Annotated in this window: 20 protein-coding genes and 1 pseudogene; 12 read left to right on the top strand and 9 right to left on the bottom strand. The window is 36.6% G+C overall.

What is annotated here, in order from left to right:
* Window positions 1-199: 199 nt before the first annotated feature.
* The 3 genes from HDE70_RS12630 (at window position 200) to HDE70_RS12620 (ending at window position 2,009) form a co-directional block, all read left to right on the top strand.
* Window positions 200-1,150 carry a helix-turn-helix transcriptional regulator gene (locus HDE70_RS12630; RefSeq protein ID WP_183866631.1) on the top strand — a complete coding sequence of 317 codons (951 nt, stop codon included), beginning with the start codon at window positions 200-202 and terminating at the stop codon, window positions 1,148-1,150.
* A gap of 68 nt (window positions 1,151-1,218) precedes the next feature.
* Window positions 1,219-1,719 carry a DinB family protein gene (locus tag HDE70_RS12625; protein ID WP_317617407.1) on the top strand — a complete coding sequence of 167 codons (501 nt, stop codon included), beginning with the start codon at window positions 1,219-1,221 and terminating at the stop codon, window positions 1,717-1,719.
* Between the two features lie 80 nt (window positions 1,720-1,799).
* The gene (locus HDE70_RS12620; RefSeq protein WP_183890508.1) at window positions 1,800-2,009 is read left to right on the top strand and encodes a DUF6965 family protein; all 210 of its coding nucleotides are present in this window, start codon (window positions 1,800-1,802) and stop codon (window positions 2,007-2,009) included.
* A 4-nt stretch (window positions 2,010-2,013) separates the two neighbouring features.
* Here the strand turns inward: HDE70_RS12620 and HDE70_RS12615 are convergent, their stop codons facing one another.
* The 3 genes from HDE70_RS12615 to HDE70_RS12605 all read right to left on the bottom strand — a co-directional run bounded on the left by HDE70_RS12615 (window position 2,014) and on the right by HDE70_RS12605 (window position 6,057).
* Window positions 2,014-2,421 carry a MauE/DoxX family redox-associated membrane protein gene (locus HDE70_RS12615; RefSeq protein ID WP_183890506.1) on the bottom strand — a complete coding sequence of 136 codons (408 nt, stop codon included), beginning with the start codon at window positions 2,419-2,421 and terminating at the stop codon, window positions 2,014-2,016.
* A gap of 321 nt (window positions 2,422-2,742) precedes the next feature.
* The gene (locus HDE70_RS12610; protein ID WP_183890504.1) at window positions 2,743-3,321 is read right to left on the bottom strand and encodes a Crp/Fnr family transcriptional regulator; all 579 of its coding nucleotides are present in this window, start codon (window positions 3,319-3,321) and stop codon (window positions 2,743-2,745) included.
* Window positions 3,322-3,729: 408 nt separating this feature from the next.
* Window positions 3,730-6,057 carry a family 78 glycoside hydrolase catalytic domain gene (locus HDE70_RS12605; RefSeq protein ID WP_221302045.1) on the bottom strand — a complete coding sequence of 776 codons (2,328 nt, stop codon included), beginning with the start codon at window positions 6,055-6,057 and terminating at the stop codon, window positions 3,730-3,732.
* 487 nt (window positions 6,058-6,544) lie between these two features.
* On the opposite strand from HDE70_RS12605, the pseudogene HDE70_RS12600 reads away from it, so the two are divergent.
* Window positions 6,545-7,012 (top strand): annotated as a pseudogene (locus tag HDE70_RS12600) (RNA polymerase sigma factor); the annotation flags it as partial.
* 10 nt (window positions 7,013-7,022) lie between these two features.
* Here HDE70_RS12600 and HDE70_RS12595 read toward each other — a convergent pair.
* Window positions 7,023-8,348, bottom strand: coding sequence for a glycosyltransferase family 2 protein (locus tag HDE70_RS12595; protein WP_183890498.1), 1,326 nt, complete (start codon window positions 8,346-8,348; stop codon window positions 7,023-7,025).
* A gap of 167 nt (window positions 8,349-8,515) precedes the next feature.
* On the opposite strand from HDE70_RS12595, the gene HDE70_RS12590 reads away from it, so the two are divergent.
* The 8 genes from HDE70_RS12590 to HDE70_RS12555 all read left to right on the top strand — a co-directional run bounded on the left by HDE70_RS12590 (window position 8,516) and on the right by HDE70_RS12555 (window position 20,910).
* A complete protein-coding gene (locus tag HDE70_RS12590) occupies window positions 8,516-9,700 on the top strand; it encodes a FecR family protein (RefSeq protein ID WP_183890496.1) in 1,185 nt (394 codons plus the stop codon).
* Between the two features lie 153 nt (window positions 9,701-9,853).
* Window positions 9,854-13,579: a SusC/RagA family TonB-linked outer membrane protein gene (locus HDE70_RS12585; protein ID WP_183890494.1), complete on the top strand. Its 3,726-nt coding sequence runs from the start codon at window positions 9,854-9,856 to the stop codon at window positions 13,577-13,579.
* A gap of 10 nt (window positions 13,580-13,589) precedes the next feature.
* Window positions 13,590-14,975, top strand: coding sequence for a RagB/SusD family nutrient uptake outer membrane protein (locus HDE70_RS12580; RefSeq protein ID WP_183890492.1), 1,386 nt, complete (start codon window positions 13,590-13,592; stop codon window positions 14,973-14,975).
* A 49-nt stretch (window positions 14,976-15,024) separates the two neighbouring features.
* A complete protein-coding gene (locus HDE70_RS12575) occupies window positions 15,025-16,200 on the top strand; it encodes an NHL repeat-containing protein (protein WP_183890490.1) in 1,176 nt (391 codons plus the stop codon).
* 47 nt (window positions 16,201-16,247) lie between these two features.
* On the top strand, window positions 16,248-16,796 hold the full coding sequence (locus HDE70_RS12570; protein WP_183890488.1) for a hypothetical protein: 549 nt from the start codon (window positions 16,248-16,250) through the stop codon (window positions 16,794-16,796).
* A 3-nt stretch (window positions 16,797-16,799) separates the two neighbouring features.
* Complete coding sequence (locus HDE70_RS12565; protein ID WP_183890486.1) at window positions 16,800-17,642, top strand: hypothetical protein; 843 nt, start codon at window positions 16,800-16,802, stop codon at window positions 17,640-17,642.
* Window positions 17,642-19,483, top strand: coding sequence for an FKBP-type peptidyl-prolyl cis-trans isomerase (locus tag HDE70_RS27145; protein ID WP_221302044.1), 1,842 nt, complete (start codon window positions 17,642-17,644; stop codon window positions 19,481-19,483). Before HDE70_RS12565 ends, HDE70_RS27145 begins: the two co-directional genes overlap by 1 nt.
* Before the next feature lie 65 nt (window positions 19,484-19,548).
* On the top strand, window positions 19,549-20,910 hold the full coding sequence (locus HDE70_RS12555; protein WP_317617406.1) for a S8 family serine peptidase: 1,362 nt from the start codon (window positions 19,549-19,551) through the stop codon (window positions 20,908-20,910).
* 1,986 nt (window positions 20,911-22,896) lie between these two features.
* On the opposite strand, the gene HDE70_RS12550 is transcribed toward HDE70_RS12555, so the two are convergent.
* From HDE70_RS12550 to HDE70_RS12530, 5 genes are all read right to left on the bottom strand, one after another.
* On the bottom strand, window positions 22,897-23,151 hold the full coding sequence (locus HDE70_RS12550) for a hypothetical protein (protein WP_183890482.1): 255 nt from the start codon (window positions 23,149-23,151) through the stop codon (window positions 22,897-22,899).
* 103 nt (window positions 23,152-23,254) lie between these two features.
* On the bottom strand, window positions 23,255-23,506 hold the full coding sequence (locus HDE70_RS12545) for a hypothetical protein (protein WP_183890480.1): 252 nt from the start codon (window positions 23,504-23,506) through the stop codon (window positions 23,255-23,257).
* A gap of 103 nt (window positions 23,507-23,609) precedes the next feature.
* Entirely contained in the window at window positions 23,610-23,861 is a 252-nt protein-coding gene (locus HDE70_RS12540; RefSeq protein ID WP_183890478.1) for a hypothetical protein, read from the bottom strand.
* Window positions 23,862-23,965: 104 nt separating this feature from the next.
* Window positions 23,966-24,217, bottom strand: coding sequence for a hypothetical protein (locus tag HDE70_RS12535; RefSeq protein ID WP_183890476.1), 252 nt, complete (start codon window positions 24,215-24,217; stop codon window positions 23,966-23,968).
* 752 nt (window positions 24,218-24,969) lie between these two features.
* Complete coding sequence (locus tag HDE70_RS12530; protein WP_183890474.1) at window positions 24,970-25,260, bottom strand: hypothetical protein; 291 nt, start codon at window positions 25,258-25,260, stop codon at window positions 24,970-24,972.
* Between the last annotated feature and the right edge of the window lie 4 nt (window positions 25,261-25,264).

Below are 25,264 nucleotides of genomic sequence, written 5' to 3'. Positions count from 1 at the left end.
GTTGAATAAGGATCTTTTATGAATTGATCGTTTAGCTAAGGATATGCCAATAAAAATAACTGTTATTAAATAGTAATAAACCACGATTTCTAAATTAAGTGAAAAATAATTGTTCATAAACGGACAGGTATTGTGCATCTCTGGACAATAGTTGTATTTAGTATGCTAATTTTATTAGCTAAATTTATAGCTTTGAGCTATGAACCGAATAGATCGTCTCTCTGCTATACTCATTCAATTGCAATCACGCAGAACGATCAGGGCACAGGATATCGCTGACCGTTTTGAGATAAGCCTGCGGACGGTGTATAGAGATGTAAGGTCTCTGGAAGAAGCGGGAATACCAATTATTGGTGAGGCAGGGGTGGGATATTCCCTGACAGATGGTTACAGGTTACCACCTGTGATGTTTACACGTGAGGAAGCTACCGCATTTATTACCGCAGAAAAACTGGTGGTAGGCCTGACTGATAAAGCGAATGGAAATTCTTATAGCAATGCGCTTTATAAGGTTAGAGCAGTTTTGAAAAGTGCGGATAAAGAATATCTTGAAAATCTGGATGACAGAATAGAAGTACTAAAGGCTACACATGTTTCACCTGCACTTCATGTACATCATAATCCTTTGCAAACTATCCTGAATGCTATTGCCGGGAAAAATGTTATGCAGTTAAATTATTTCGCCTACTACAGACAGGAGCATACACTCAGGTTAATTGAACCTGTTGGCGTATTTTATCTTGATAATTACTGGCATTTAATCGCTTATTGCAGAGAAAGAGAAGCCTACAGAGATTTTCGTTTTGACAGGATTACTGACATCAGTACATGCGCGGAGCTTTATAATGACCGTCATCCGTCTTTGAAGGATTATCTGCGGGATATGTTTAAAGAGGTTAAGCTGGAGGAAGTAATTATTAAAGTCGATCAGTATGCTTATCCACACCTTGGACAGCAAAAATATTACCATGGGTATGTAGCTGAAACTCATTTGGAGGATGGAATAGAAATACAATTTCTTACTATTTCATTAGAAGGATTTGCCCGGTGGTTTATCGCCTTTGCTGATCATGCTGTTATTTTACAGCCAGAAGCGTTGCTGGCTAAAGTGAAACGTATTTATGCTGGTATTGGTGAAAAACTTGTGTAGTAAATAAATCTGCTGACATAGGGTTGTCACTTGCCATTTGTTCCTTTGGGGCAACAAATCAAACAAATATGATGTCAACCATTCAAAACTTACTAAAAGAGCTGACCGAAGAATCGGTGGTTACCCGTAAAATGCTGGAACGCGTTCCAGTGGATAAGCAGGACTGGCAACCTCATGAAAAAAGTATGTCTATCAGGAAACTGGCCGGACATATTGCTGAATTACCAGGTTGGGTGAGCATGACTTTGAAAACTGTTGGATTAAATTTTGCAGATCAGGCGTATCAATCTCCGGAATGGAATTCTAATCAGGAACTGCTTGAAATCTTTGAAAAATCATTAGCTGAAGCAAAAGCGGCTTTGCAAATTGCAAAAGAAGAGGATTTGCTGCCAGCCTGGACTTTGAAAAATGGAGAACAGGTGCTGATGTCAAAAACAAAAGGAGAAGTTATCAGGCATAGTATGAGTCAGCTGGTGCATCATCGGGCACAGTTGGGTGTTTATCTTCGTTTATTGGATATACCGCTTCCGGGTAGTTATGGGCCAAGTGCAGATGACCCGAATTTCTAACCTGAATATTAGTCGTAAAAAAACAGCCTTCATATATTTATGAAGGCTGTTTTTTTAGATATTTCTTTTAACTTCGCAAGATGTCAATAGAAGAATTAGAAGGCTATTTTACTGGTATAAATTTACCTGATCAAATTGAACTGGAACGTGGAGTCATGGTTATGAATGTACCTCTTTTCCTGGAATCACATTTAAATTATGTGAAAATAAATCCTGACTTAAGATCTGCGGAAGTTTTTGTTCACCGTTTGCATCAGCTGAAAGATAAACTGGAAGAACTTAACACCTGATTCCTTATATTTCCATTAATATTACTCCTGCCAGGGCAATTAATGTAAGTACAATGTTTACTTTAAAGTGGTTAGACCATCCTAATCTGGCAAATAATCCACCACAGGCACACGGGTATTGATCGTAGATTTTAAAGACTACCCCTCCTACATAGAGTGTGAATGCACCCATCATAAAAAAGGATGAATACATCCCTATCAATCTGGTCTGTGGAATTAACAATAATCCAACTAATATAAGCTCAGACAATGGTAAAACATAAACGAGAATCTTTCCAACCCAACGGGGAAAGACTTGAATCATAAGCGCATGCTGGAACTGCGCCAAATTAAATAGTTTTGAAAAAGCTGCATAAGCCCATAACAAGATGAGCATTCCGGTAACAATGATAATAAAAGGATGTAAGTTCATAATTTTATACATTAGGTTAATTCCAAATCAATTAATTGCAGGACTGAACGAAATAGTCATTCTATAGAAAGACATGTAAAGACATATTTTTGTCAGTCTGCAATTAATAGAGAACGTTAGTTTATCTTGTTTGATGAAGGCAATTTACGTAGGGATTTTGCGCTAAAAAAGGGACAAATGTCCCAAAAGGATTAAATTTATAGTGCAAAAAAAAAGCTGTAACCCCTGGTAGAGGGATACAGCTCGGGAAGGCCGGTCAAGTACCAGCTGATCAATAGCCTAAGAAAGTATGAGGGGAACGGCGCGGTTAAACTGCTGAATCTAAAATCTTCTGGTTCTGGACCTTATGCGGTTTAGTGTTTTACGGGATATGCCAAGGTAGGCGGCAATACTTTCTACTGATGCTTTCCTGAAAATTGCAGGACAATCTCTCATTAAGTGCAAATAATGTTCTTCGGGTGTATAGGCAGCAAACTCAAGAATTCTCTTCTCACTCATTTGCTGATAATCCTGCATAATCTTACGTACATATTCGTTCGATTCGGGGAAACTAAGCAATATTTCCTGCACGTCATCAAAAGATATGGACAAAAGGATACCGGGCTCAAGGAGTTCTATATAAGTTTCTGAGGGAATCTGATTGAAAAAGCTGTTGAGTGGAAACATAATGTCATTCTCATTCCAGAACCAAAAAGGTACTTTCTTTTCTTCTTTAAAAACAAATCCCATGGCAGATCCTTTTTCAATAAACCAAGCACGGTTAGGGATCTGTCCTGGTTTTAAGATAATCTGACTTTTGGCATAATACTCCCTCTTAATCATTTCGTTGAGTTTTAATTCTAACTCTAAACGCAAAGAATTCTTTCCTGCTAGCAGTCTGAACAATTCCTTATTTTCCATTTCATATTATAATTTAAAAATGACACGAATTATTAATTAGTTTGTAAATATGATCTGCACTTAAAGTCTAGATTTTATGCAAATCATTATAAAATAACTCAATATTTTATTGTTAAGTAGGAACAAGTAATTTGATGTGCATACACGATGTTATAGGTTAATAATCAACAAAATACGAAAAATATCATTTACTTTAATTATTATCAAAATAAATGTATTAACAATTCTCTATCAATTAAGAACTTTATATTCTCTTTATACTAAAAACATTGCTTAGAACCTTATTAATCTAATGTTTTTAAAAATATCCGGGAATTTAGATGGGGAAAATTCTTTAATTTTATACACATATATGTGATGCGTCATTTGTCACATCTAATCTTGACTTGTTGATTTTAACATTTAGTTTCAAATTGCAATGATTTGCTTGCCTCCATGTAATCTGATCTCTTTCCCTTTCCAGCTAAATGTTCCTGAGGTTTGTTCCGGTAATAATATCTCTGCACGGATTCCCTCTTTTCCGGTTCGTTTTAACGTAACAGATACTTTTCCTGAAGGAATAGGCATTGTCCCGGTTACTTCAGTTAATTCACCCAAAGAGGGTTTAATCAACACTGTTTTAAAACCAGGGGTTTCCGGCATAATACCGCAGATTGTAGCCAGGAAATCATAATCCGGACTTGCACTCCAGGCATGGCAATCAGACCTTGTTGGCTCAGGTTTTTCGGCAAAGGTCGTTAGTCCCATTTTCAGCATAGCTCTCCATGGTTTGAGTTCCTGATAATAAAGGTCACCCAGCTCAGCCTTTTTTAAGGCTTGTATGAGGTAGAACCGGTAGAAGAAGGTAACCTGGCCGATTGATTTATCAGTCAGGATCTTTTTCATCAATATTTGTGCTTCCTGTAAGGTTACGCCACCGCTTAATACAGCCCAAATACCTGCATGCTGGCTGTAGGTTAGTTTTTCGGGGGTATCTGCCATTAAACCGCTCGCTTCATTATAACAATACCAGTAAGTGTGGTCATTCAATTCCAAAGCCAGCATTTCCTGCTCATCTGCCTGAGCAGGATGATTAAAGGCTCTGAATAGCTCAGCAGCCTGATTCAGGGTGTAGGCATACTGCAAAGTAATGATAGAAGAATTTCCCTGATCTGCTCCTGGTGCTGTACCCCAGTCGTTGAAGTTATCCCAGTCTACAAAATTCCACCAGGTGAGCGGACCCAACATCTTTTTCTTCTGATCAACGCGGTTATGAAACCATTCCAGAGTCTCATGAATAGCCGGAAGAAATTGTTTTACAAAAGCATCATCATGGCGATGCATCCAATAGTCATGGATCATGGATATCCAAAATAAGGAGAAGGTCGGAATAATCTGAAGTCTGTTGCTTGGATAACGGCCTTGTGTTAATCCCTCTGGAGTGCGGGAATGATAAAAATCCAGAATCGCTTTGCGCATAAGCCTGTCATCACCAGAGGTATAAAGTGATATTAAGGCCTGTATGCGGCTATCACCAGTATATTGTAGTTGTTCATAATAAGGCGTATCATAATACATATCTCCGGCGCAAAGTTGTGCGGTACGCCAGCCTACCTTCCATATTTCCTGTAATGAAGGATCATTACTGGAAAATGAGGCGTTCATTTGAAGTGGATAGCCAGTTTTTATTCCGTATATATCGTTCAAAACTAATGGATCATCAGCTGTTATAATATCCAGTTGTAAGTAACGGTAAGCTCTAAACCATAAAGGGCGGAATTTCCTGTTGCCCTCGCCATCGGGTATGAAAACATCATAATTTCCTTTGATTTCTTTACCGTCTATCTCATTTCTATTCCCTTTATGGTCTTGTTTATCAAATAATGCTTCAGAATAAGTCATTTTGACCCTTGATCCTTTACCACCAGAAACTATAATTTCGGGATAAGCGGCTGTAATTACCTGCTGATCTAATAAGATACTCACTCTTTGATTAGCTGGAATAGTGAGTGGTCTTTTTCCTGTTAGAAAGTCTTTAGTTACTTTAATATTATTTATACGGCGAATGACTGGAAAGCGCAACAAGCTTTCCTTTAATAAGGGGATGTTTCTTGGTGCTAAAGTCCATAAATTATCAGTTCCGTAACCTACAGGTTGTGGATGTGTGAGCTCTTCTGCGGTGTTCCAGGACGCATCGTTGTATTCAAGGGTTTCCCAATCCCATGGGTACAATTTACCATCTACCTGGTCTCCGGGGCCAACTACCATATAAGCTTTTAATCTTTCTCCATTATCCAGAGCACAAGGTGTATAAGCCTTATTTTTTTTGACTTTCCAGCTCAAATCGGTGTTAACCATCTGTTCTGCTGGTGAATCACCCTGTAATACAAAAGCTGTTTGATTAGATACCTGGGCGACAGGGGCGAGGTTACCCATATTCCATACCAATGCAGCGAGAATATTCTCTCCTTCGTTTAAATATGGAGCAATATCTATAGTTTCAAAAAACCAGTTAAACAGATCGCCACGGGCAGGGCCGGAACTGACCGCTATACCGTTTACAAACAGACGATAACGATTATCTGCACTTACATGAATTAAAAAAGATTTTGGTTTGGTAGCTGTGGGGAGGAGAAATGTTTTCCGGAAATGATAGATTCCGTATTCACGCTGTTGTGTTGCCGGGGAAGTAATCCAGAACGCCGGCCATGCACCTTTAAGTAATTTTGGGTTAACAGGGGGCGGTGCCTGACTCATTACCTGATTTGCGCTACAAAATATTGTGCATATCATAAGGATTAATCTGAATTTCATAAGCTCAGTTTAGAGAAGGATGTTGGATATATCTGGTTTTACTAAAATGGTGAAAAAACCGGTTCTATACATATGTGTAAATGTGAAAATCGACAGGGCTAATCTACATAATTCTTTATATTTTAGGTAGTTACTTTTTAAATAGGTGTAAATGCGCTGATCTGAAATTCATTGTTTTTTAAATAAATACTGCTGCTATTTTTTTAAATGCATTTAGCAAAATTCAACTTTCTGCTTATTTAAGTTAAACAGAAAATTTAGCCAATAGATTTTTATCGGGACTGAAAAAAATAAGATTTAACATTTTAGCTATATGAATATGAGATCTGCACAATTGGTTTATCATGCTTATTCTGACGAAGAATTAACTGCCTATTTGAAAGAAGGGGACAGGGCTGCATTCGAAGAGATTTATTAAAGGTACTGGAAAAAACTTTACAACGAAACCTTTAAACGGTTGCGGAATATGGAGCTGGTGGAAGAGGTTGTGCAGGATGTTTTTAGTGACCTCTGGATGAAAAAGGAAAAGAAGAGCATTGAGAATATCTATGCTTATCTTATCGGGGCTGTTCGTTATCAGGTATATATGCTTTATAAAAAAGGCCAGGCGACACCTCATTTTGAAGTGCCGCTTGACCACCTGCTCTTATCTTCACTTCAGGCAGATTCTTTATTTAAAGAGAAAGAACTTAAATGGTGTATTGCGGTATGGCTGGCCATGCAACCTGTAAAACGGGCAGAAATTTTCAGGATGAAGTATATGGATGACCGTTCTACCAAAGAAATTAGTGACCTGTTAAATATTTCTCAGAAAACGGTACAAAATCAGTTACTTCATGCTTTTTCGGATTTAAGGGTTTTTTTGAACAGGATAATGGTATTTTTATATCTGATGTAGCGTTTAGGGGTTAGTTAGCTTTCTGTTGTTCTTCTTCTTCTTCGAAAAACTTGATACTTGTATTGTTTAGATGTAACCTGGCAATGAAGCCTTGGAAATAGTCATGCGCAAAAACTTTTGCTCCTGAATTACGGACGTAATCATCATCTTCTCCAATTTGGAGGTCTTTAAAAGGGTGTTGCTCCCAGAATGATTTCCTGTAAATCAGGCTTGCACCTGTTAACCATGGGAACCTGGAATTACTATTTTTTGTCATCCAGTAACGGTTAAGCGTGGGTGCGAAAAATTGTACCTGGTTAATACCGCAAATGTCGGCATCAGAATTCAGGAGTGCTTGTACCTGGTGAGATATCCAGTCTTGCGCATACCAGTCGTCATCATCCCAGTGGGTAATTAATTCTCCATTGGCTATTTCACAAGCCATATTACGTTTTATTCCTATTTTTCCGAGCGGCTCGAAGTAGAAATACCTGATGCGCGGATTTTCGGGAATTAAATTAGCTACAGATTCTTTACCATCGTCAATAATAACCAGCTCGGCATTCATATAATCTTGTTTTAAAAAATTAGCTATTGCATCGGGAATAAATTCTTTACGATTGGCTGTTGGCATGATACAGCTTACAAGTGGTAGATCTGAACTGATAGAAAGGATAGAGTGTTTTTCGCATTTTTCCGGAGCATCTATTTTTTTTATCCATTTTTCTACACTTATTTTTTTTCGGGGATCTTCATACATCATGATGCCAGAATTACTTTTGTGTATAACACCGATGTACCCATCAGTGTAGTTATGTGGGTGTATTTTGGTTTCAGTGGAATTCCAGATAAAATCATTGTCTTCTCCGGCTTGTAAGATACGAAAGGGCTGTTTGCGCCAAAAAGATTTCCAATAAGCTAAGGTTCCACCATAAACCCATGGTTTCCCTTTTTCGGTATCTCTGTAGATCCACCTTTTATTTGTAGTGGCAGAAAAAAAATTAATATCAAATAACCCGGTAATGTCTGCATCAGAATTAATCAAGGTGTTAACTTGTTGGCTTACCCAATCAGGGGCATACCAGTCATCGTCATCCCAATGAACAATAATTTCTCCAAAAGCGTTCTCACAGGCGATATTTCTGACCTTACCAAGGCTGGTTCCTAATGAATTATTGTATATATAACGAATGGAAGGATAATCAGGAATTAATGAAGCGATTGACTCTTCACTATCATCAACAATAACCAGCTCTACATTTGGATAATCCTGATGCAGAAAAAAATCGATAGCGTAAGGGATGAAATGTTGTCTGTTTGCTGTCGGCATGATGCAAGAAACGAGTGGTAAATTCATATTCAGGTTTTTTTACAATTTAAGCAAGAATACAAGAGATCCGGAGGGACAAATGTCCCAAAAAACGCTTTTTAAAGAATTTCTTGTGCCTATTAAAAAAATATTTTCAACTGGCATGGGAGATTGCTCCGTTTTTATATACTGTTATAATAAAGGATACCAATTAAATGAACTCAAAAAAAGTTAAAGACGAATTTTTAAAAGCAGTTAAAGCATATTTAGAAGGTACTGCTGACGAAACGCAATTACTATTTGTTGAACAATATTTTGATCTCTTCTTAGATTCGGAAGATATTTTCGAATCTATGGATAGCGAAGAGATACAAAGTATCCATGACCGTATGCTTTGGAAGATTAATAATGAAATCGAAAAAAAAACTAGAATTTCCTCTGGTAAGATGGAGACTGCACGTTCATTTTCGAAATACTTATACATGGCTGCGGCAGCTGCTTTCGTGATTCCAATGAGTCTTTATATATACCAGAGAAATCAGGTTAAGCCTGTTATTTCGCAATTGACCAGTAAAATTACACCTGGTGGAAATAAAGCTGTTTTGACTTTGGCCAATGGATCGAAGATATCGTTAACTGATGTTAAAAATGGAGAAGTTGCTAATCAATCGGGTGCTGTTATTACTAAAAACAGAGATAGCCAGTTAGTTTATCAGTCTGTTTCTTCAATGGCTAAAGAAATCGCATATAATACCATAGAAACTCCTAAAGGTGGACAGTTTCAATTGATTCTATCTGATGGAACAAAGGTATGGCTTAATGCAGCATCTTCTTTACGCTATCCTTCTACTTTTGGCCGGGGTGATCGTAAGGTTGAATTGGTTGGAGAAGCCTACTTTGAAGTTGCTAAAAATGCAGGTAAACCTTTTTTAGTTTCTTCAAGCAAACAGGTTGTAGAAGTGTTAGGCACACACTTTAATATCAATGCTTATACTAACGAGCCTGTTGTCAGTACTACTTTACTCGAAGGAAGTGTTAAAGTAATCAGTCCTTTTACAAATACCTATAAAATTATCAAACCCGGACAACAATCGCTCATCAATAGTGATGATATTAACAAGACGGGTATTAAAGTGAAGAACATCGATCCTGATGAAGCTGTCGCCTGGAAAAATGGATATTTCATGTTCGAGAAAGAAGGAATTGCAAGTATTTTAAGAAAGGTGTCGAGATGGTATGATGTAGAAATCGAAAATCCGCAGGGAGAGAAATTGGACAAGCTGTTGTTTAGTGGAACACTGTCAAAATACAGCGATGTTTCAAAAGTATTGAGAAAGCTGGAATTAACGGAGTCAATTCACTTTAAGATAGTGGGGAGGAGGATTATAGTTATGCAATGAAACGCTACTCAAATGAAAATCAAATAAGTCAGGGGTGCGGAAACACCCCTAACTATTTGGTTTATAATAAGATTTAAGCAACCTATTACTAATGCAGAGAGGTTACCCTGGAAGATATTTCTCTTTGCAAAAAAAAACCAAGCAGATAAAGGTATGAATTATTATACTAAACTTTCGGGGTGCCTGATGGGTAGCCTGAATAAATTTTTATTAGTAATGCGACTGATGATTATTTTGTTTTTTGTGGGTATGATGCAAGTGTCTGGCGCTACATATGGACAGAAAATAACCCTGAACCAAAACAAAATAAAAATCACACAGCTTTTTAAAGAAATCAAAAGACAAACCGGGTACGATGTACTGTGGCAGTCTGAAAAGCTAAATGAAAACAGAATAATTAGTGCGAATTTCAATAAAACTGACTTAAAAGAAGTCATGACTCAGTGCCTTGCTGGCCAAAATGTAACTTTTGCAATTGAAGATAACAGTGTTGTGATTAAACAGCAGCTGGCTGTTATTTATCCTGTAAAAACATTGGTTCAGGACTCGATTGTATTTAAAGGCAGGGTTCTGGACGAACATGGTAAACCTTTACCTGGTGCTAGTATACATCTTAAAGGAGGTCATAAAAGTTCTATTTCTACTGAAAGCGGATATTTTGAAAGATATGGTACTACAAAAAGTGTCCTTATCATCTCTTATTTAGGATATATTACAAAGGAAGTTTCTTTAGTTGGTGCAAACCCGGGAGAAATAATTACTGTGAAAATGAATCCGCAGGCTAGTATTGAATTAGGTGAAGTTAAGATTGCCAGTAACGGTTATCAGGACATTCCTAAAGAACGGGCAACAGGTGTTTTTGAAGTAATTAGTAAAGAGCAGTTACAGCATAGCACTGACCCGAACCTGCTCAAACGTTTGGAAGGTATTACAACTAGTATGGATTTTAGAAATGACCTGAATCCAACTAATTCAGCAAGTAGTACCTTTGCAACTTTCAGATCTCCATTAACGAACTTAACCATTCGTGGGAAAAACACGCTAACTGGGGCTCTTGCAGGATCAGACAATAATAGCGGTAGAGTTTTAGTTGTGATTGATGGTATTGCCAGTCCTTATTCTATTGATCAGGTAAATCCAAATGACGTAGAAAGTGTTACTATTTTAAAGGATGCTGCAGCGGCTTCCATTTGGGGATCAAGAGCTGCTAATGGAGTTATTGTAGTAAAGACCAAGAAAGGAAGCTATCAAAATCCGCTGCAAATTTCATTTAATGCGAATTTAAATATAACGGAAAAACCTAATCTTTTCTATAAAAAGACGATGAGTGTATCTGATTATATTGATGCACAAGTCGCTAAATATAATCGCGATTATCCCGGCCCTTATAATCCTAATGATCAATCTACTTATATGCCAGATCCTCAGGTTAATGCTGCTCAAACAGCAGTTTCTCCTGTCGCTGATATTGCAAATCAGGAGAGAAGAGGACAAATTACAGCTGCACAAGCAAATGCTCAACTGGATGCACTGCGGGGCAATGATGTGCGCAATGACCTTAGTAAGTATTTTTTCCGAAATTCTGCCAGACAATCTTATTCATTAGCAGTTTCGGGTGGAAGTGAAAAAATATCACAACGTTTTTCTGCCAATTATGATAAAACTTTAAACAATACGGTGAAATCTGGTTTAAATCGTGAAGGATTAAACTATGCAGTTTCAGTGAAACCTTTATCCAAATTGGAATTGAATGCAAATGTTGTTTATAGTCAGACCAATACGAGCGCTCAGTCAGGATATGATTCCTTTTCAGGGGGAGTTAATTCAGCAGGTGGCTCAATTTATCCATATACTAAGTTAGCTGATGATAATGGTAATCCGTTGGTTGTCAGTAGAGCCTATACTCCGCAATTTCTTAATCTATTATCCTCAACTTATGGAGATCATTTATTGGACTATCAATATAGACCCTTAAAAGATATTAATGATGGATATAACAAAAGTAAATTACAAAATATAAATATCAATTTTGGAGCAACTTATCAAATACTTCCTGGATTCTCAGCCAATCTAACTTATAACTATAATGTAGGATATGGTGAAGCTAATGATCTGGAGACTCAGGACTCATGGTATATGCGCGATCAAATTAACTTGTTGACTACGCCGTTGAATGCTTACGATTTATATACTTTTTTACCAATAGATCCATATGTAAGGCATCTGCCATTAGGAGGACAATATACTGAAACTACTACAAAATCTAATAATCAGACTTTAAGGGGGCAATTAAACTTCAATAAAACGTGGAACGAAAAACATAATATTTCAGCAATTGCGGGAATTGATGTTTTTAAGAGTTATAGCCTTTTAAAAAGTGACGGTTATTTGGGCTATGATCCTACAAATCTGTCTGTATCGAGAAACCTGAATTATGATTACTCTTATTTACTATTGTTTGGCAATCCTTTTACTGGAGCTGGAACCAGTAAGCTTCCTGCTCCACCATTCAATTTACAAGAGGATAGAGGCAGAACAATCAGTTATTTCACTAATGCAGCCTATACTTATGATAATAGATATACTCTTTCTGCAAGTTTTCGCAGGGATTTGTCTAATGTATTTAGTTCTTTGGGAAATAATGGTGGAACTCCCTTTTATTCTGTAGGTGCTGCCTGGAATATAAATAATGAGAAATTCTATAATTTCTCCCTGATCCCTTTGCTTAAATTACGGGCTACTTTTGGATATAATGGAAATGTAAATCCTGCGGCATCAGGTTTGCCGGTTTTACAATATACGCCAGCTAGTCAGGTTTTTGATGGCAATTTTCTTGCCTTTGCAAACGCATTTAACGCTTCTAATTCTAATTTCAGACCAGAAAAAACCGGCATAATAAATTTGGGTTTGGATTTTAGTATAAAGGGCGGGCGTTTATCTGGAAATGTTGAGTACTATCAAAAAAGAACTAAAGATCTCTTAACAAGCAATTCTATAGATCCAAGTACTGGCTTTAGCGAATTGACTACAAATTCAGGAAATTTGTACGGCCATGGAGTAGATTTTACTTTGAATTCTTTGAATATTGAATCTGGAAAATTCCGTTGGAACAGTAATTTTTTGTTTAGTTATAATAAGGTAAAGGTTACTAAGTTATATTCTCCAATAAATTATAATGCCGGTGATATAATGTCTAACCCTTTCGCTGTTACAGAAGGAGCTGATCTATCCCGTGCATTTGCTTATAAGTGGGCTGGGCTGGATCCTCAAACTGGTGACCCCCGAGGATATTTAAATGGAAATATAGTAACTATAGATAATACTTCTGCTGGCTCTGATGCATTTAACGCCATTAAAGCACTACCAACTAGTAGTCTGCATTATTTTGGCTCATTAGTTCCTGTTTATTATGGATCTTTTCGAAATACATTCAGTTATGGGAATTTTTCCCTTTCAGCCAACTTGCAATATAAACTGGGCTACTGGTTTAGAAGACCAATTTCAGATATAGTTCAGTATAGCTTATTATATAGTGATAATAGATTACAAGGAGCTGAATATACGAACCGGTGGCAAAAACCTGGTGATGAAAAAAATACAAATGTGCCTTCACTTACCTTTCCGATTAGTCAGGCAAGAGACGGATTTTATCAATTATCAGATATCAATATCCTGAAAGGTGATCACATCAGGTTACAGGAAATTAATCTATCCTACACAATAAATAAGAAGAATTGGGTAATTAAAAATCCAAGAATTTATGCCAATGTTTCCAACTTAGGTGTAATCTGGAGAGCGAATAAGTTAGGTCTTGATCCGGATATTTATGATTATCCAATACCTAGAACTTATAGTCTTGGTCTGAGTGCTAATTTTTAAAATTAAAAAAATGAAAATCTATAAATTTTTGTTATTGATCATTGTGTTCAGTTTAATGCTGGGTTCCTGTAAAAAATATCTTGATGTACCACCAACTACATCACAGCGCTTTGCTGAAACGGCTGAAGATTGTCAATTGCTGTTGGATAATTATGGATTGATGAATACAGGATATCCAAGTGATGGAGAGCTTTCTGCGGATGATTATTATTTACCATCTTCTAGTTATACTAGTCTTGTTAATTCTGAAGATCGTGATTTATATATATGGTCGGCTGGTGCCAGGCGGGCCAAAGCAGGAGCTCAATGGCAGAATCCCTATCAAGTAGTCTTTCAGTCAAATCTGGTTTTAGAAACTGTTCAAAAATTACAAGGAGGTTCAACAGATCCAGGCACCTTAAATAATTTAAAAGGAGCGGCTCTATTTTTCAGGGCATATGCTTTTTGGAATGTTGCTCAATTATATGCGAAACCTTATTCTGCAGCAAGTGCTGACCAGGATATGGGGATTCCTTTGAGAATGACTACTGATATAGTTGAAGTATCTGTGCGAGGTACTGTCAAACAGACCTATGACAGAATAATTCAGGATCTAAAGGATGCAGTTAATCTTTTACCGTCCACTTCAAGCATTGCCACCCGGCCAAATAAAGCAGCAGCATACGCGATGCTGGCACGCACTTATTTGTCTATGGAAAATTATACAGATGCTCTAAGTTCAGCAACCTCTGCATTACAGCTTGATAATCAATTGATGGATTATAATACGATTCCAGCTTCTTCTAATACCCCTTTTAGTCCAAGATTTAACAAAGAAGTTGTTTTTCATTCAATTATAAGTGGAGGAAATACTTTAGTACCGAATATTAATACAGCCAGAATCGACTCAAACTTAGTAGCATCATATGATCCGAATGATTTGAGAGGTACTCTTTTTTTTAAGTTAATTGGAATTGGACCTACTTATCGCTTTACGGGAAGTTACGAAGGGGCATTTTTAAGTTCTAATTTTTTTAATGGTTTAGCTGTGGATGAGCTTTATTTAACTCGTGCAGAATGTTATGCCAGGACAAATAAGCCAAATGAAGCAATGACAGACTTAAATACGCTACTCATAACAAGGTGGAAAACCAACACTTATGTCAATATGACTGCCGTTGATGCTCAGGATGCACTGAGGAAAGTATTGAAAGAGCGTAGAAAAGAGTTAGTGATGCGTGCACAACGCTGGACTGATCTACGCCGTTTGAATATGGATCCTAATTTTTCAATGCCGCTAAAAAGAATACTCCCAGGTATTGGTTCCTATGAATTGGCTCCAAATGATTTAAGATATGTTTTATTAATCCCGGATGAAGTTATTACGAATGCTGGTATTTCACAGAATCCACGCTAAGATTTGCATTTAACTTATAATAATCAAAATAACCCCTAACATGAAACAAATGATGAGATGGCTTCAATTGCCCGGTGTAAGTTTACTGGTGATTTTAGCAGCAAGCGGATGTAAAAAAGTGGCATCTGAAGAAGTGAAAGCCCAAAATTATGTACAAGTAGTTCCTTTTGTGGGCGCTGGAGGCACGTCTGGCGGATTTTTGGATGGAACAGGTGAAAAAGTTTTATTTCAGAACCCTAATAATATGGTAATGGATGCTTCTGGAAATATATATCTTACGGATGAGTTTAATAATCGTATTCGTAAAATAACTCCAGCAGGAGAAGTGACTACTTTTGCAGGTACAGGTGATGGTGGTTATGTTGATGGAGCAGGTACGACAGCAAAATTTGGTCTTCTTGAAGGGCTTACAATAGACGCCTCTGGTAATTTATATGCATCGGATTATGCTAATTCTGTAATAAGAAAAATTACGCCGGCAGGAATCGTTTCTACCTATGCAGGTTCTGGGCAAAATGGATTAATCGATGGGCCGGTTGCTACTGCACAATTCGCTAATCCATCTGGTTTAGCTATCGATAAATCCGGTAATCTATTTGTTGCAGATAATAATAATAATGTCGTTCGAAAAATTAGTGCAGATGGAATAGTGAGTACCTATGCCGGAACTCCCAGAACAGTTAATTACCAACCTAATAGATACAATGGACCGGCAAGTTCGGCAGTGTTTGGCCCTGCACTAACTGGATTAGCAGTAGATTTATCAGGGAACGTCTATGTTGCAGATCAAATAAGAAATTATATATGGAAAATCACTCCAAATGGAAACGCTAGTACCTGGGTAGGAGACGGGCAACAGGTTTTTAATGGTAACATTACATTCAATGATGGGTTTGGGCCTGCCGCAGAAATTTGTACACCAGCTGCTCTAAGTTATGATGCAGCATCTGGTAATCTATATTTAGCTGATTATGGTAATAACCGCATTCGAAAAATCACTCCGGATAGTTATGTATCTACTATAGCGGGTAATGGGGTAAAAGGGAGTGTCAACGGATCAGTGGCTAGTTCTCAGGCCAGCCTTCCGTCTGCTGTAGTGGCAGATGCAACAGGCAATGTTTATTTTTCAGAATATAATAAGATCCGTAAAATTGAAACTGTGAATATTTCAAATAAGCCAAGTAATAGCTGGAATAATCCGCAATCGTGGGGTAACCCCCGCTAATTAAATGAAATTCAATTACCATAATTTATTCCATAAAGCTTAGTCAAATGAAAAAAATAGTTTTAACAATTATTATTGCTGCGGTTTCGATGTTAACTACTAAAGCGCAACAGAATCAAGATAAAGAAAAAATTAAGAAAAGAGTCACTTATAGTTTTGGTGCAGATGTAGGAGTACCTACCGGATATGTATCAAATTACTCATCTTTAGTTGCTGGGGCATCCTTACAAGCCGAATACCCAATTTTAAAAAAGACAGCTATTACGGCTAGCGCTGGTTATCTGAATTTTATAGCTAAACGTGGGGGGAAGGGAGTTCCCTTCATCCCACTTCTCGGTGGTTTGAAATATGATTTTACATCCAAAATTTATGTTTCGGGGCAAGCCGGAATGTCATTCTATGGAGGGAGAGATGAAGGTGATGGTAACGGTGGTGGAAGCGGTGAAAAATATTTCACTTATGTTCCTGGTATTGGCTTTCATACTTCGAAACATTTTGATGTGTTGTTTAAATATGAGACAGTTTATGTCGCGTCATCTTCGAGATCTTATTCTTCTGCAGGTGTACGTATTTCTTATAATTTTAACTTGAATTAAATAATGAATTTAAGATATTATGTTGTCTTCTTTTTAGTTTTTGTTTCCTTAAGGGTGGCTGGACAAACTGATACCACTTCCTTTCAATACAGGAAACCTCTTTTTGATTTTGATTACTTAAAACCTGTATTTAAGTTACAGAAGGAACAGCTGAATAATAAAAATAGATTTCTCCGGTTTTCTGTCGTGACAGGATATCGGGAAGGTGTCAAGCCAATCGCAGGATCATTTGGCTTGAATTTCAGATCAGAAAATGATTCAGTAGCAGGAATCCAATTAATAACTATGTATAATCTATCTATTACTGATATACTTACTCATGGATTGGTTAAACGTAATAATATCTACCTGGAAGTAGATGACCCGTCGAAATATATCTATGACCCCAAATATGGGGATAAAGAAAGCTGGATGAGGAAAAATGCATATTGCTATGAACTTGCTCTTCCTCTTGGTTCTCTCAAAGATGTTAAGGCTTTAGAGAAATATCTCTTCGATTCTTTTGGAGTAAAATCGAGTATGGAAAAGCGTTTGGTCAGAGCCCTTATATTGATACGTACTTCAACTATTGATAAAATTAAATCTGCAGGAAAAGGTGAAGAAAAATATGATCTGAAGGGATATTTCAATAATATCCCTATCAATAGGCTGGAAGATCCCCTTTCACGTGCTGGACTACCTCCTATGATAGATGAAACTGGTTATACGGGGCCTGTAGATTTAGATCTTAAGCTTCATTCTTGGAGTGATATGCCTGCTTTACGTAAAGAGCTGCATCGCTATGATTTAGATTTAATTGAGGGAATGCGTGAAATAGAAATGTTTGTTATCAAAAAAAATAACTAATGAGATTGATCAATATATTAATTCTAATGCCTTTTTTAACGATTTTTGGGGCTAATGCACAGCAGAACTCTGTAGTACCAGATCAAAAATTAGCCAATTTACCAAATTTATCTATAGGAGATTCATTACCAGATTTTGTAATAGGTAAAATTATTAATACCAATAAAAAGATAGATCGAACCGCGAATTATAAAAATAAATTATTAATTATTGATTTTTGGGCAACGGGTTGTGCAGGTTGCGTATTGGCGCTCCCTAAAATGGACTCGTTGCAAAAACAATTTGGTCAGAAAATCAAAATCTTGCCTGTAACTTATGAGAAGGAAGCTAATGTACTTACTTTCTGGAAAAATAACATAAACACCAAAAAAACATCCCTTTCATCTGTAGTAGAAGATAATATATTTGCTGCTTATTTTCGGCATAGAACTATTCCTCATGAAGTTTGGGTATATAATGGAAAAGTGGTAGGGATTACTTCCTCAGATTATGTTGATTCCAACAATATTAAAATGGTGTTAAGCGGGCAGCAAAATGATTGGCCGGTAAAAAATGATTTCTATATTTTTGATGGTAAAAAGCAACCCCTATTTGCTATGAATCCAAATCAAATAGATACTGTATCGACATTTGTAAAATATTCGGCAATTAGTGATTACAAAGAAGGGGCGAATTCCGAAGGGTTTGGTGCATCAGGTATTGTAAGAGACTCCCGAAAAAGGACGGTGAGGGCATTTTTTGTGAATCACCCGATTTACAATGCTTATCTGATTAACTGGAGTCGTGCGATTAATTTTGGAGATTTGGTAAGACCATCTTTTTTAATTCAGCCAAACCAAATCGTGTGGGAGGTTGAGGATAAATCCAGGTATATTTTTGTTGAAGGTTCTGGTGCTTCACAAGGATGGCTCAAAACAAATGGTATTTGTTTTGAGTCGTTAAACATTGATACTGGGCAGACAGATGCTGATATCAGCAAGGCTACCATAGCTGATTTGGATCGTTTACTTGGTTTACACGCCCGTTGGGAGAAAAGAAAAGAGAAAGTTTTAGTTCTTTTAAGAACGGATAAAAGTATACCATTAAAAAGTAAACATAGTTTAACGGACGAATATGATAATCGTTTAATTACCCATGGATCAATGCACCAGCTTCGTGATTCACCAGTAAGTACATTAACTAAAAAGATGAATGAAGAAGCAGGTAACCCCTATGTTTTTGACGAAACGTCTTATATTGAAAAGGTGGATCTGGATTTGAATTTTTCTTCATGGACTGATATTGTTGGGATAAACAAAGCATTACAACCTTATGGGTTAGCATTAAAGGAAGAAGATAGAGTGGTAGACAAGTTTGTATTCACTGAAGTTAATAGAGACATGTTGGTTAACGGTAAAAAGATTGATGAGGCAAAAGATAGGAGAGTGGCTAAAAAAGGGCTGAAAGATCCTTCGAATGAAGAAAATGATCTTTTTCTTTCTGCTAATAAGAAGAAAGCAGGTGTAGTTACCTTACCTTCGGGGCTGCAGTATAAAATTATTCGTCAGGGTAATGGGGTAAAACCCACTTTAACAGACAAGGTCTCTGTGAATTACACAGCTATGCTGGTTAATGGGAAGATTTTTGACAGTTCTTTAGAAAAAGGTATTCCATATGTTATTGATAATATAAGCAATGTAATAAAAGGATGGACAGAAGCTTTGCAGTTAATGCCGGTTGGATCTAAATGGATAATTTATGTGCCAGCTGATCTCGCTTATGGAGCAAGTTCTAATTCAGGGAAATTTCCAAAAAATAGTACAATGATTTTTGAATTGGAATTGTTGAAAATTAGAAAATAGAGATGGCAAACAAAAATATAATTAGCTATTTAAGAAAACTATTTACGATAATATTTTTATTTTCGGTGAATTTAGTATTTGCCCAAAGTGGAGAAAAAGTTAAAGATAACTGGCAAAACCTGGATCTTGAAAGTGATAGTGTATTTGGAATCAGTATGGAAAAGGCTTATAAAGAACTTTTGAAAGGCAAAAAAGTAACTTCTGTTATTGTTGCGGTAATTGATGGAGGGGTAGATATCAATCATGAAGATCTTAAATCAGTAATCTGGACAAGTCCCAATGAAATTCCTGCAAATGGTAAAGATGATGACAAAAATGGGTTTATTGATGATGTACATGGCTATAATTTTTATAATACTACGGTAAAAGAAGACGAAAAAGCAGAAGTAGTTTCAATAAAAAGTAAATTGAAAGTTGTGCTGTCAGATCAAAAATTATTAAATCAGATTTTACAAAAAATCGGAAAACCATCTGTAACCATTGATGATTTTAAAAATTATATTCCCAATAGTGCTGCAGAGCTCAAAATGCAGACACTTCTGGTTTCTGGTTTGAAAATTCATTCGGAATTTTTGATTTATAAAAAAATTAATCTTGAAAGAGCAATTAATTACTATAATATGCAACTTGCTTATTATGATAAGCATGATTATGATCCAATAACAGGAGGGCCATCTGCTTATCATGGTACTCACATTGCTGGTATTATTGCTGCAGACAGAAATAATAATATTGGTATTAAAGGTGTTGCTGATTGTGCTAAAATCATGGTCATCAAGGCAGTGCCAGGACTGGATCCAGTGAGAGAGTATATTGATCAGACAGAAATTGATAATTCTGAAGAGAAGGCTAAAGCCGTTGCTGCCGCTATTCGTTATGCTACCGATAATGGTGCAAAAGTGATCAACATGAGTTTTGGCCAACCTTGGGCTAAGCCGGCTGCTACAGTTGATGAGGCTATAAAATACGCATTGAGTAAAGATGTCCTGATTATTCATGCTTCTGGTAATGAGGGGCAGAACCTTGATCAGATGGACATTTATCCCGATCGCAAAACTTCGGCAGGTCAGGATATCTCTGCTTCATGGATCGAAGTTGGGGCTTCAGGTTGGAAAAATGATGAAAAATTGGTGGGTGATTTTTCTAATTATGGCAAAAACAGTGTCGACGTTTATGCTCCAGGCATAGAGATTACTTCTACTACACCTCGTTCAACATATCTGGATGATACTGGAACAAGTATGGCTGCACCAGTTGTTACTGGGTTAGCGGCTGTAATCAGAGGGTATAATCCTGAATTAACTGCTGCACAGGTAAAAGTAATAATTATGAAATCTGTCGTTAAAGCAGAGGCGTTAAAAGACAAGTGTATCTCCGGTGGCATAATAAACGCTTACAAAGCTTTTAGACTTTTGAATTATAATTAGTATAATTGATTGTCCTGTTTTTTTATGCTTTTTAACAGGATAATCAATTACATATATTATTGATTGTTATCATAGATTCTTTTTTATACCACCTCATTTTAATAAATAAATTTAACAACTCTTACCATAGATGTAAATTTTGGCACCTACAGGTGTATCTGGTTGTGCTATAGTTGATAACATCAGGCTTAATATGTAGTTTCTTATATTACCTGATAATACTGAAGGGCTTGGTCCTCCATTATATGCATAAATAGCACAGATTTTGCATCCATTTAAACAAGGAGGTTTTCTCGGTGATAAAATATAACTGCTAATTAAAAGAGGATCACCCGTTCCATTGTAAACATACCATGCTCTCGCCATAATGATTGATTCTTTTATCTATCAAAAAGATATCAAAAACTTTATTTTTGCCTACTCTTTTCAAGGTTTTCGGCTTCCCTAATTAACAACCTGGCTTAACCCGAACATATATCGTATGCATAGGAGGCTGTGCGACTTGCGTTACTATAGCATCTGCAATATAAGCTCTTAAACGTGTAGATAAAACCGAAGGGCTTGCTCCACCATTAAGTGCGAAAATAGCACAGATATTACATCCGTTTAAACAAGTAGGTGTATAACTTATTAAAGTATAACTAGAAATTAAAAGTGGGTTACCACTTAAATATGCATACCATGCTCTTGCCATAATAAATGATTCTTTTATCTATCAAAAAGAGATCAAAAACTTTATTTTATGCCTACTCTTTTCAGGGTTTTGGCTTTCCCCTAATTAACAACCTGGCTTAGCCCGCACATATATCGTATGCATAGGAAGTTGTGCGACTTGTGTCACTATAGCATCCACAGTATAAATTCTTAAACGTCCAGATAAAACCGAAGGGCTTGGACCGCCATTAAGTGCGAAAATAGCACAAATATTACACCCATTTAAACAAGTAGGTGTATTACTTATCAAAGAATAACTAGAAACTAAAAGCGGGTCACCACCTAAATATCCATACCATGATCTTGCCATAATAACTGATTCTTTTGTCAATCAAAAAGAGATCAAAAACTTTATTTTAATGCCTGCTTTTTAGGAATTTCGGCTTCTCCCAAATTAACAACTTTTGCCATAAACATATTTTTTGTTACTAATTGATGAGTCGGGTTGGGCTACAGATGTCGCCTGAAGAGTTGCTATGTATAGTCTTAAGTTAGTTGAAAGTACTACAGGGCTTGGCCCACCATTGTATGCATAAATAGCACAAATTCTAGTACCATTTATACAAGCAGGTTTAATAGGTGATAAGTTATAACTTGAGAGTGTTAGAGGGTCACCAACTCCATTGTAAGAATACCATGCTCTTGCCATAATAAATGATTCTTTTGTCCATCAAAAAGAGATCAAAAACTTTATTTTAATGCCTACTTTTTAGGGATTTCGGCTTCTCCCAAATTAACAAGCCCTGCCATAAACATATTTTTTGTTACTAATTGATGAGTCGGGTTGGGCTACTATTGTGACCTGAAGGTTTGCGATGTACGCTCTTAAGCGAGTTGAAAATACTGTAGGGCTTGAGCCACCGTTGTATGCATAAATTGCACAAATTTTGGAACCATTAATACAAGCAGGTTTAGTAGCTATCAGGTTATAACTGGAAATTAATAATGGGTCACCGACTCCATTGTAAGAATACCATGTTCTTGCCATAATAAATGATTCTTTTGTTTATCAAAAAGAGATCAAAAAACTTTATTTTCCAATGCCTACTCTTTTATGGGATTTCGGCTTCTCCCAAATTAATATGATAATTATATTAACAGTTTTAATGATAACATATTTCATAACCCTGCTGGTAAGTTGTGCCAATTGTTTCACTAAAACATTTGTGATATAAATTCCCATCTGCACAAGTTGGTGAGTAAGTTTTAATAAGTTTAATAATTCAAGGGACCCAACCTGGGTTCCTTGAATTATTAAAAGTCAAGTAGCGTCTAAATAGCTTTACCGTAAACATATTTCTTAGTAGCTGATGTTGAGTCAGGTTGCGCTACTGTTGTGATCTGAAGGTTTGCGATGTACGCTCTTAAGCGAGTTGAAAGTACTGTAGGGCTTGGTCCACCGTTGTATGCATAAATAGCACAAATACCAGACCCGTTTATACACGCAGGTTTAAGAGTTGCCAGGTTATAACTTGAAATTAATATTGGGTCACCAACCCCATTGTAAGAATACCATGATCTAGCCATAATAAATGATTCTTTTGTCCATCAAAAAGAGATCAAAAACTTTATTTTAATGCCTACTCTATTTAAGGTTTTCGGCTTCCCCATGTCAAAAAAGAACTAATGCTTAAGCTTTACCGTAAACATATTTCTTAGTAGCTGATGACGAGTCAGGTTGTGCCACTGTCGATAACTGAACGTTTGCGATGTACGCTCTTAAGTTAGTTGAAAGTACTGTAGGGCTTGGGCCACCGTTGTAAGCATAAATAGCACAAATTCTGCTACCATTAATACAGGAAGGTTTAAGAGTTGCCAGGTTATAACTTGAAATTAATATTGGGTCACCAACCCCATTGTAAGAATACCATGATCTAGCCATAATAAATGATTCTTTTATGCATCAAAAAGAGATCAAAAACTTTATTTTAATGCCTACTCTATTTAAGGTTTTCGGCTTCCCCATGTCAAAAAAGAACTAATGCTTAAGCTTTACCGTAAACATATTTCTTAGTGGCTGATGACGAGTCAGGTTGTGCCACTGTCGATAACTGAACATTTGCGATGTACGCTCTTAAGTTAGTTGAAAGTACTGTAGGGCTTGGTCCACCGTTGTACGCATAAATAGCACAAATTCTGGTACCATTAATACAGGCAGGTTTAAGAGTTGCCAGGTTATAACTTGAAATTAATATTGGGTCACCAACCCCATTGTAAGAATACCATGATCTAGCCATAATAAATGATTCTTTTATGCATCAAAAAGAGATCAAAAAACTTTATTTTAATGCCTACTCTATTTAAGGTTTTCGGCTTCCCCATGTCAAAAAAGAACTAATGCTTAAGCTTTACCGTAAACATATTTCTTAGTGGCTGATGACGAGTCAGGTTGTGCTACTGTCGATAACTGAACGTTGGCGATGTATAGTCTTAAGTTAGTTGAAAGTACTGTAGGGCTTGGTCCACCGTTGTACGCATAAATAGCACAAATTCTGGTACCATTAATACAGGCAGGTTTAAGAGTTGCCAGGTTATAACTTGAAATTAATATTGGGTCACCAACCCCATTGTAAGAATACCATGATCTAGCCATAATAAATGATTCTTTTGTCCATCAAAAAGAGATCAAAAACTTTATTTTAATGCCTACTCTATTTGAGGTTTTCGGCTTTCCCTTGTTTTTACTATTGTGGTAATTAATTATTTTTAATGATAATTTTATTAAAATTTACCGTAAACACATTTCCTGTTAGCTGAGAAAAAGTCTGGTTGTGCTACTGTTGTTAACATAACGTCTGCGATTTATGTCCTTAGGTTATTAGATAATACTGAATGACCTAGACCGCGACTGTATGCATAAATGGCACAAATTTTGGAGCCGTTAATACAAGCAGGCTTAAAAGTTGAACGATTATAACTGCCAATTGAAAATGGGCTACCGATATCGTCATATGAATACCATACTCTTGCCATAATACATGACTCTTTTTTCTTTTAAAAAGATCAAAAAAATAATTAATGCCTACTCTTTTTAGGATTTTCGGCTTCCCCTTTAGTTAACCATTATAAAATTGAGTTGTATGAAACGTATTGAATCAGGGTCTTTACTGCTGCAGACAGTTGAAAGTTTTTTTCTGAATTTGATTCATACTTGCCTTATTTATCCGGATGATAAGACCTTTCATTTTGTTAATGATTTCATAGTACTAATTTACGAAGACCTGTTCCGCTTTGCTAGGGTCAGGAGTCCCCAACTATTATTGCCCTCATTTTTTTATGTCAAAAAAAACCCTCTGCTATGAGGGTTTAAATGATAGTAATTGAGTCACGGTTTTCAAGTGAATTTTATTTTGAAGTCCCTCCGGCTGGCACAGCAGACATTCTTACCTCTAAAGGGACAGGGGGGAAATTAGATGCGGGCTGGCCTTTACTTTTAGCCAGTGCGCGAATAATATAGATTAGTAATCCAGGAGTCCCTTCAATATCAGGTCTGCGCTCAGGATCTTCGGGAATCTCATCTGCAAAAATGGCATTTAAATAAGGGCCGTCTACTGTTTCCGGTGCTTTGTCTAATACAACATAGCTATCTGGATCACAAATGTCCAGTTCATTGTTAATAAATTGATACCAGGGCATAGAA

Origin of the sequence: Pedobacter cryoconitis (assembly GCF_014200595.1) — a bacterium.
Classification (GTDB): Bacteria; Bacteroidota; Bacteroidia; order Sphingobacteriales; family Sphingobacteriaceae; genus Pedobacter; species Pedobacter cryoconitis_C.
The sequence above is the reverse complement of the archived record's forward strand: the minus strand, read 5'-3'. Positions and strand labels throughout refer to the sequence as shown.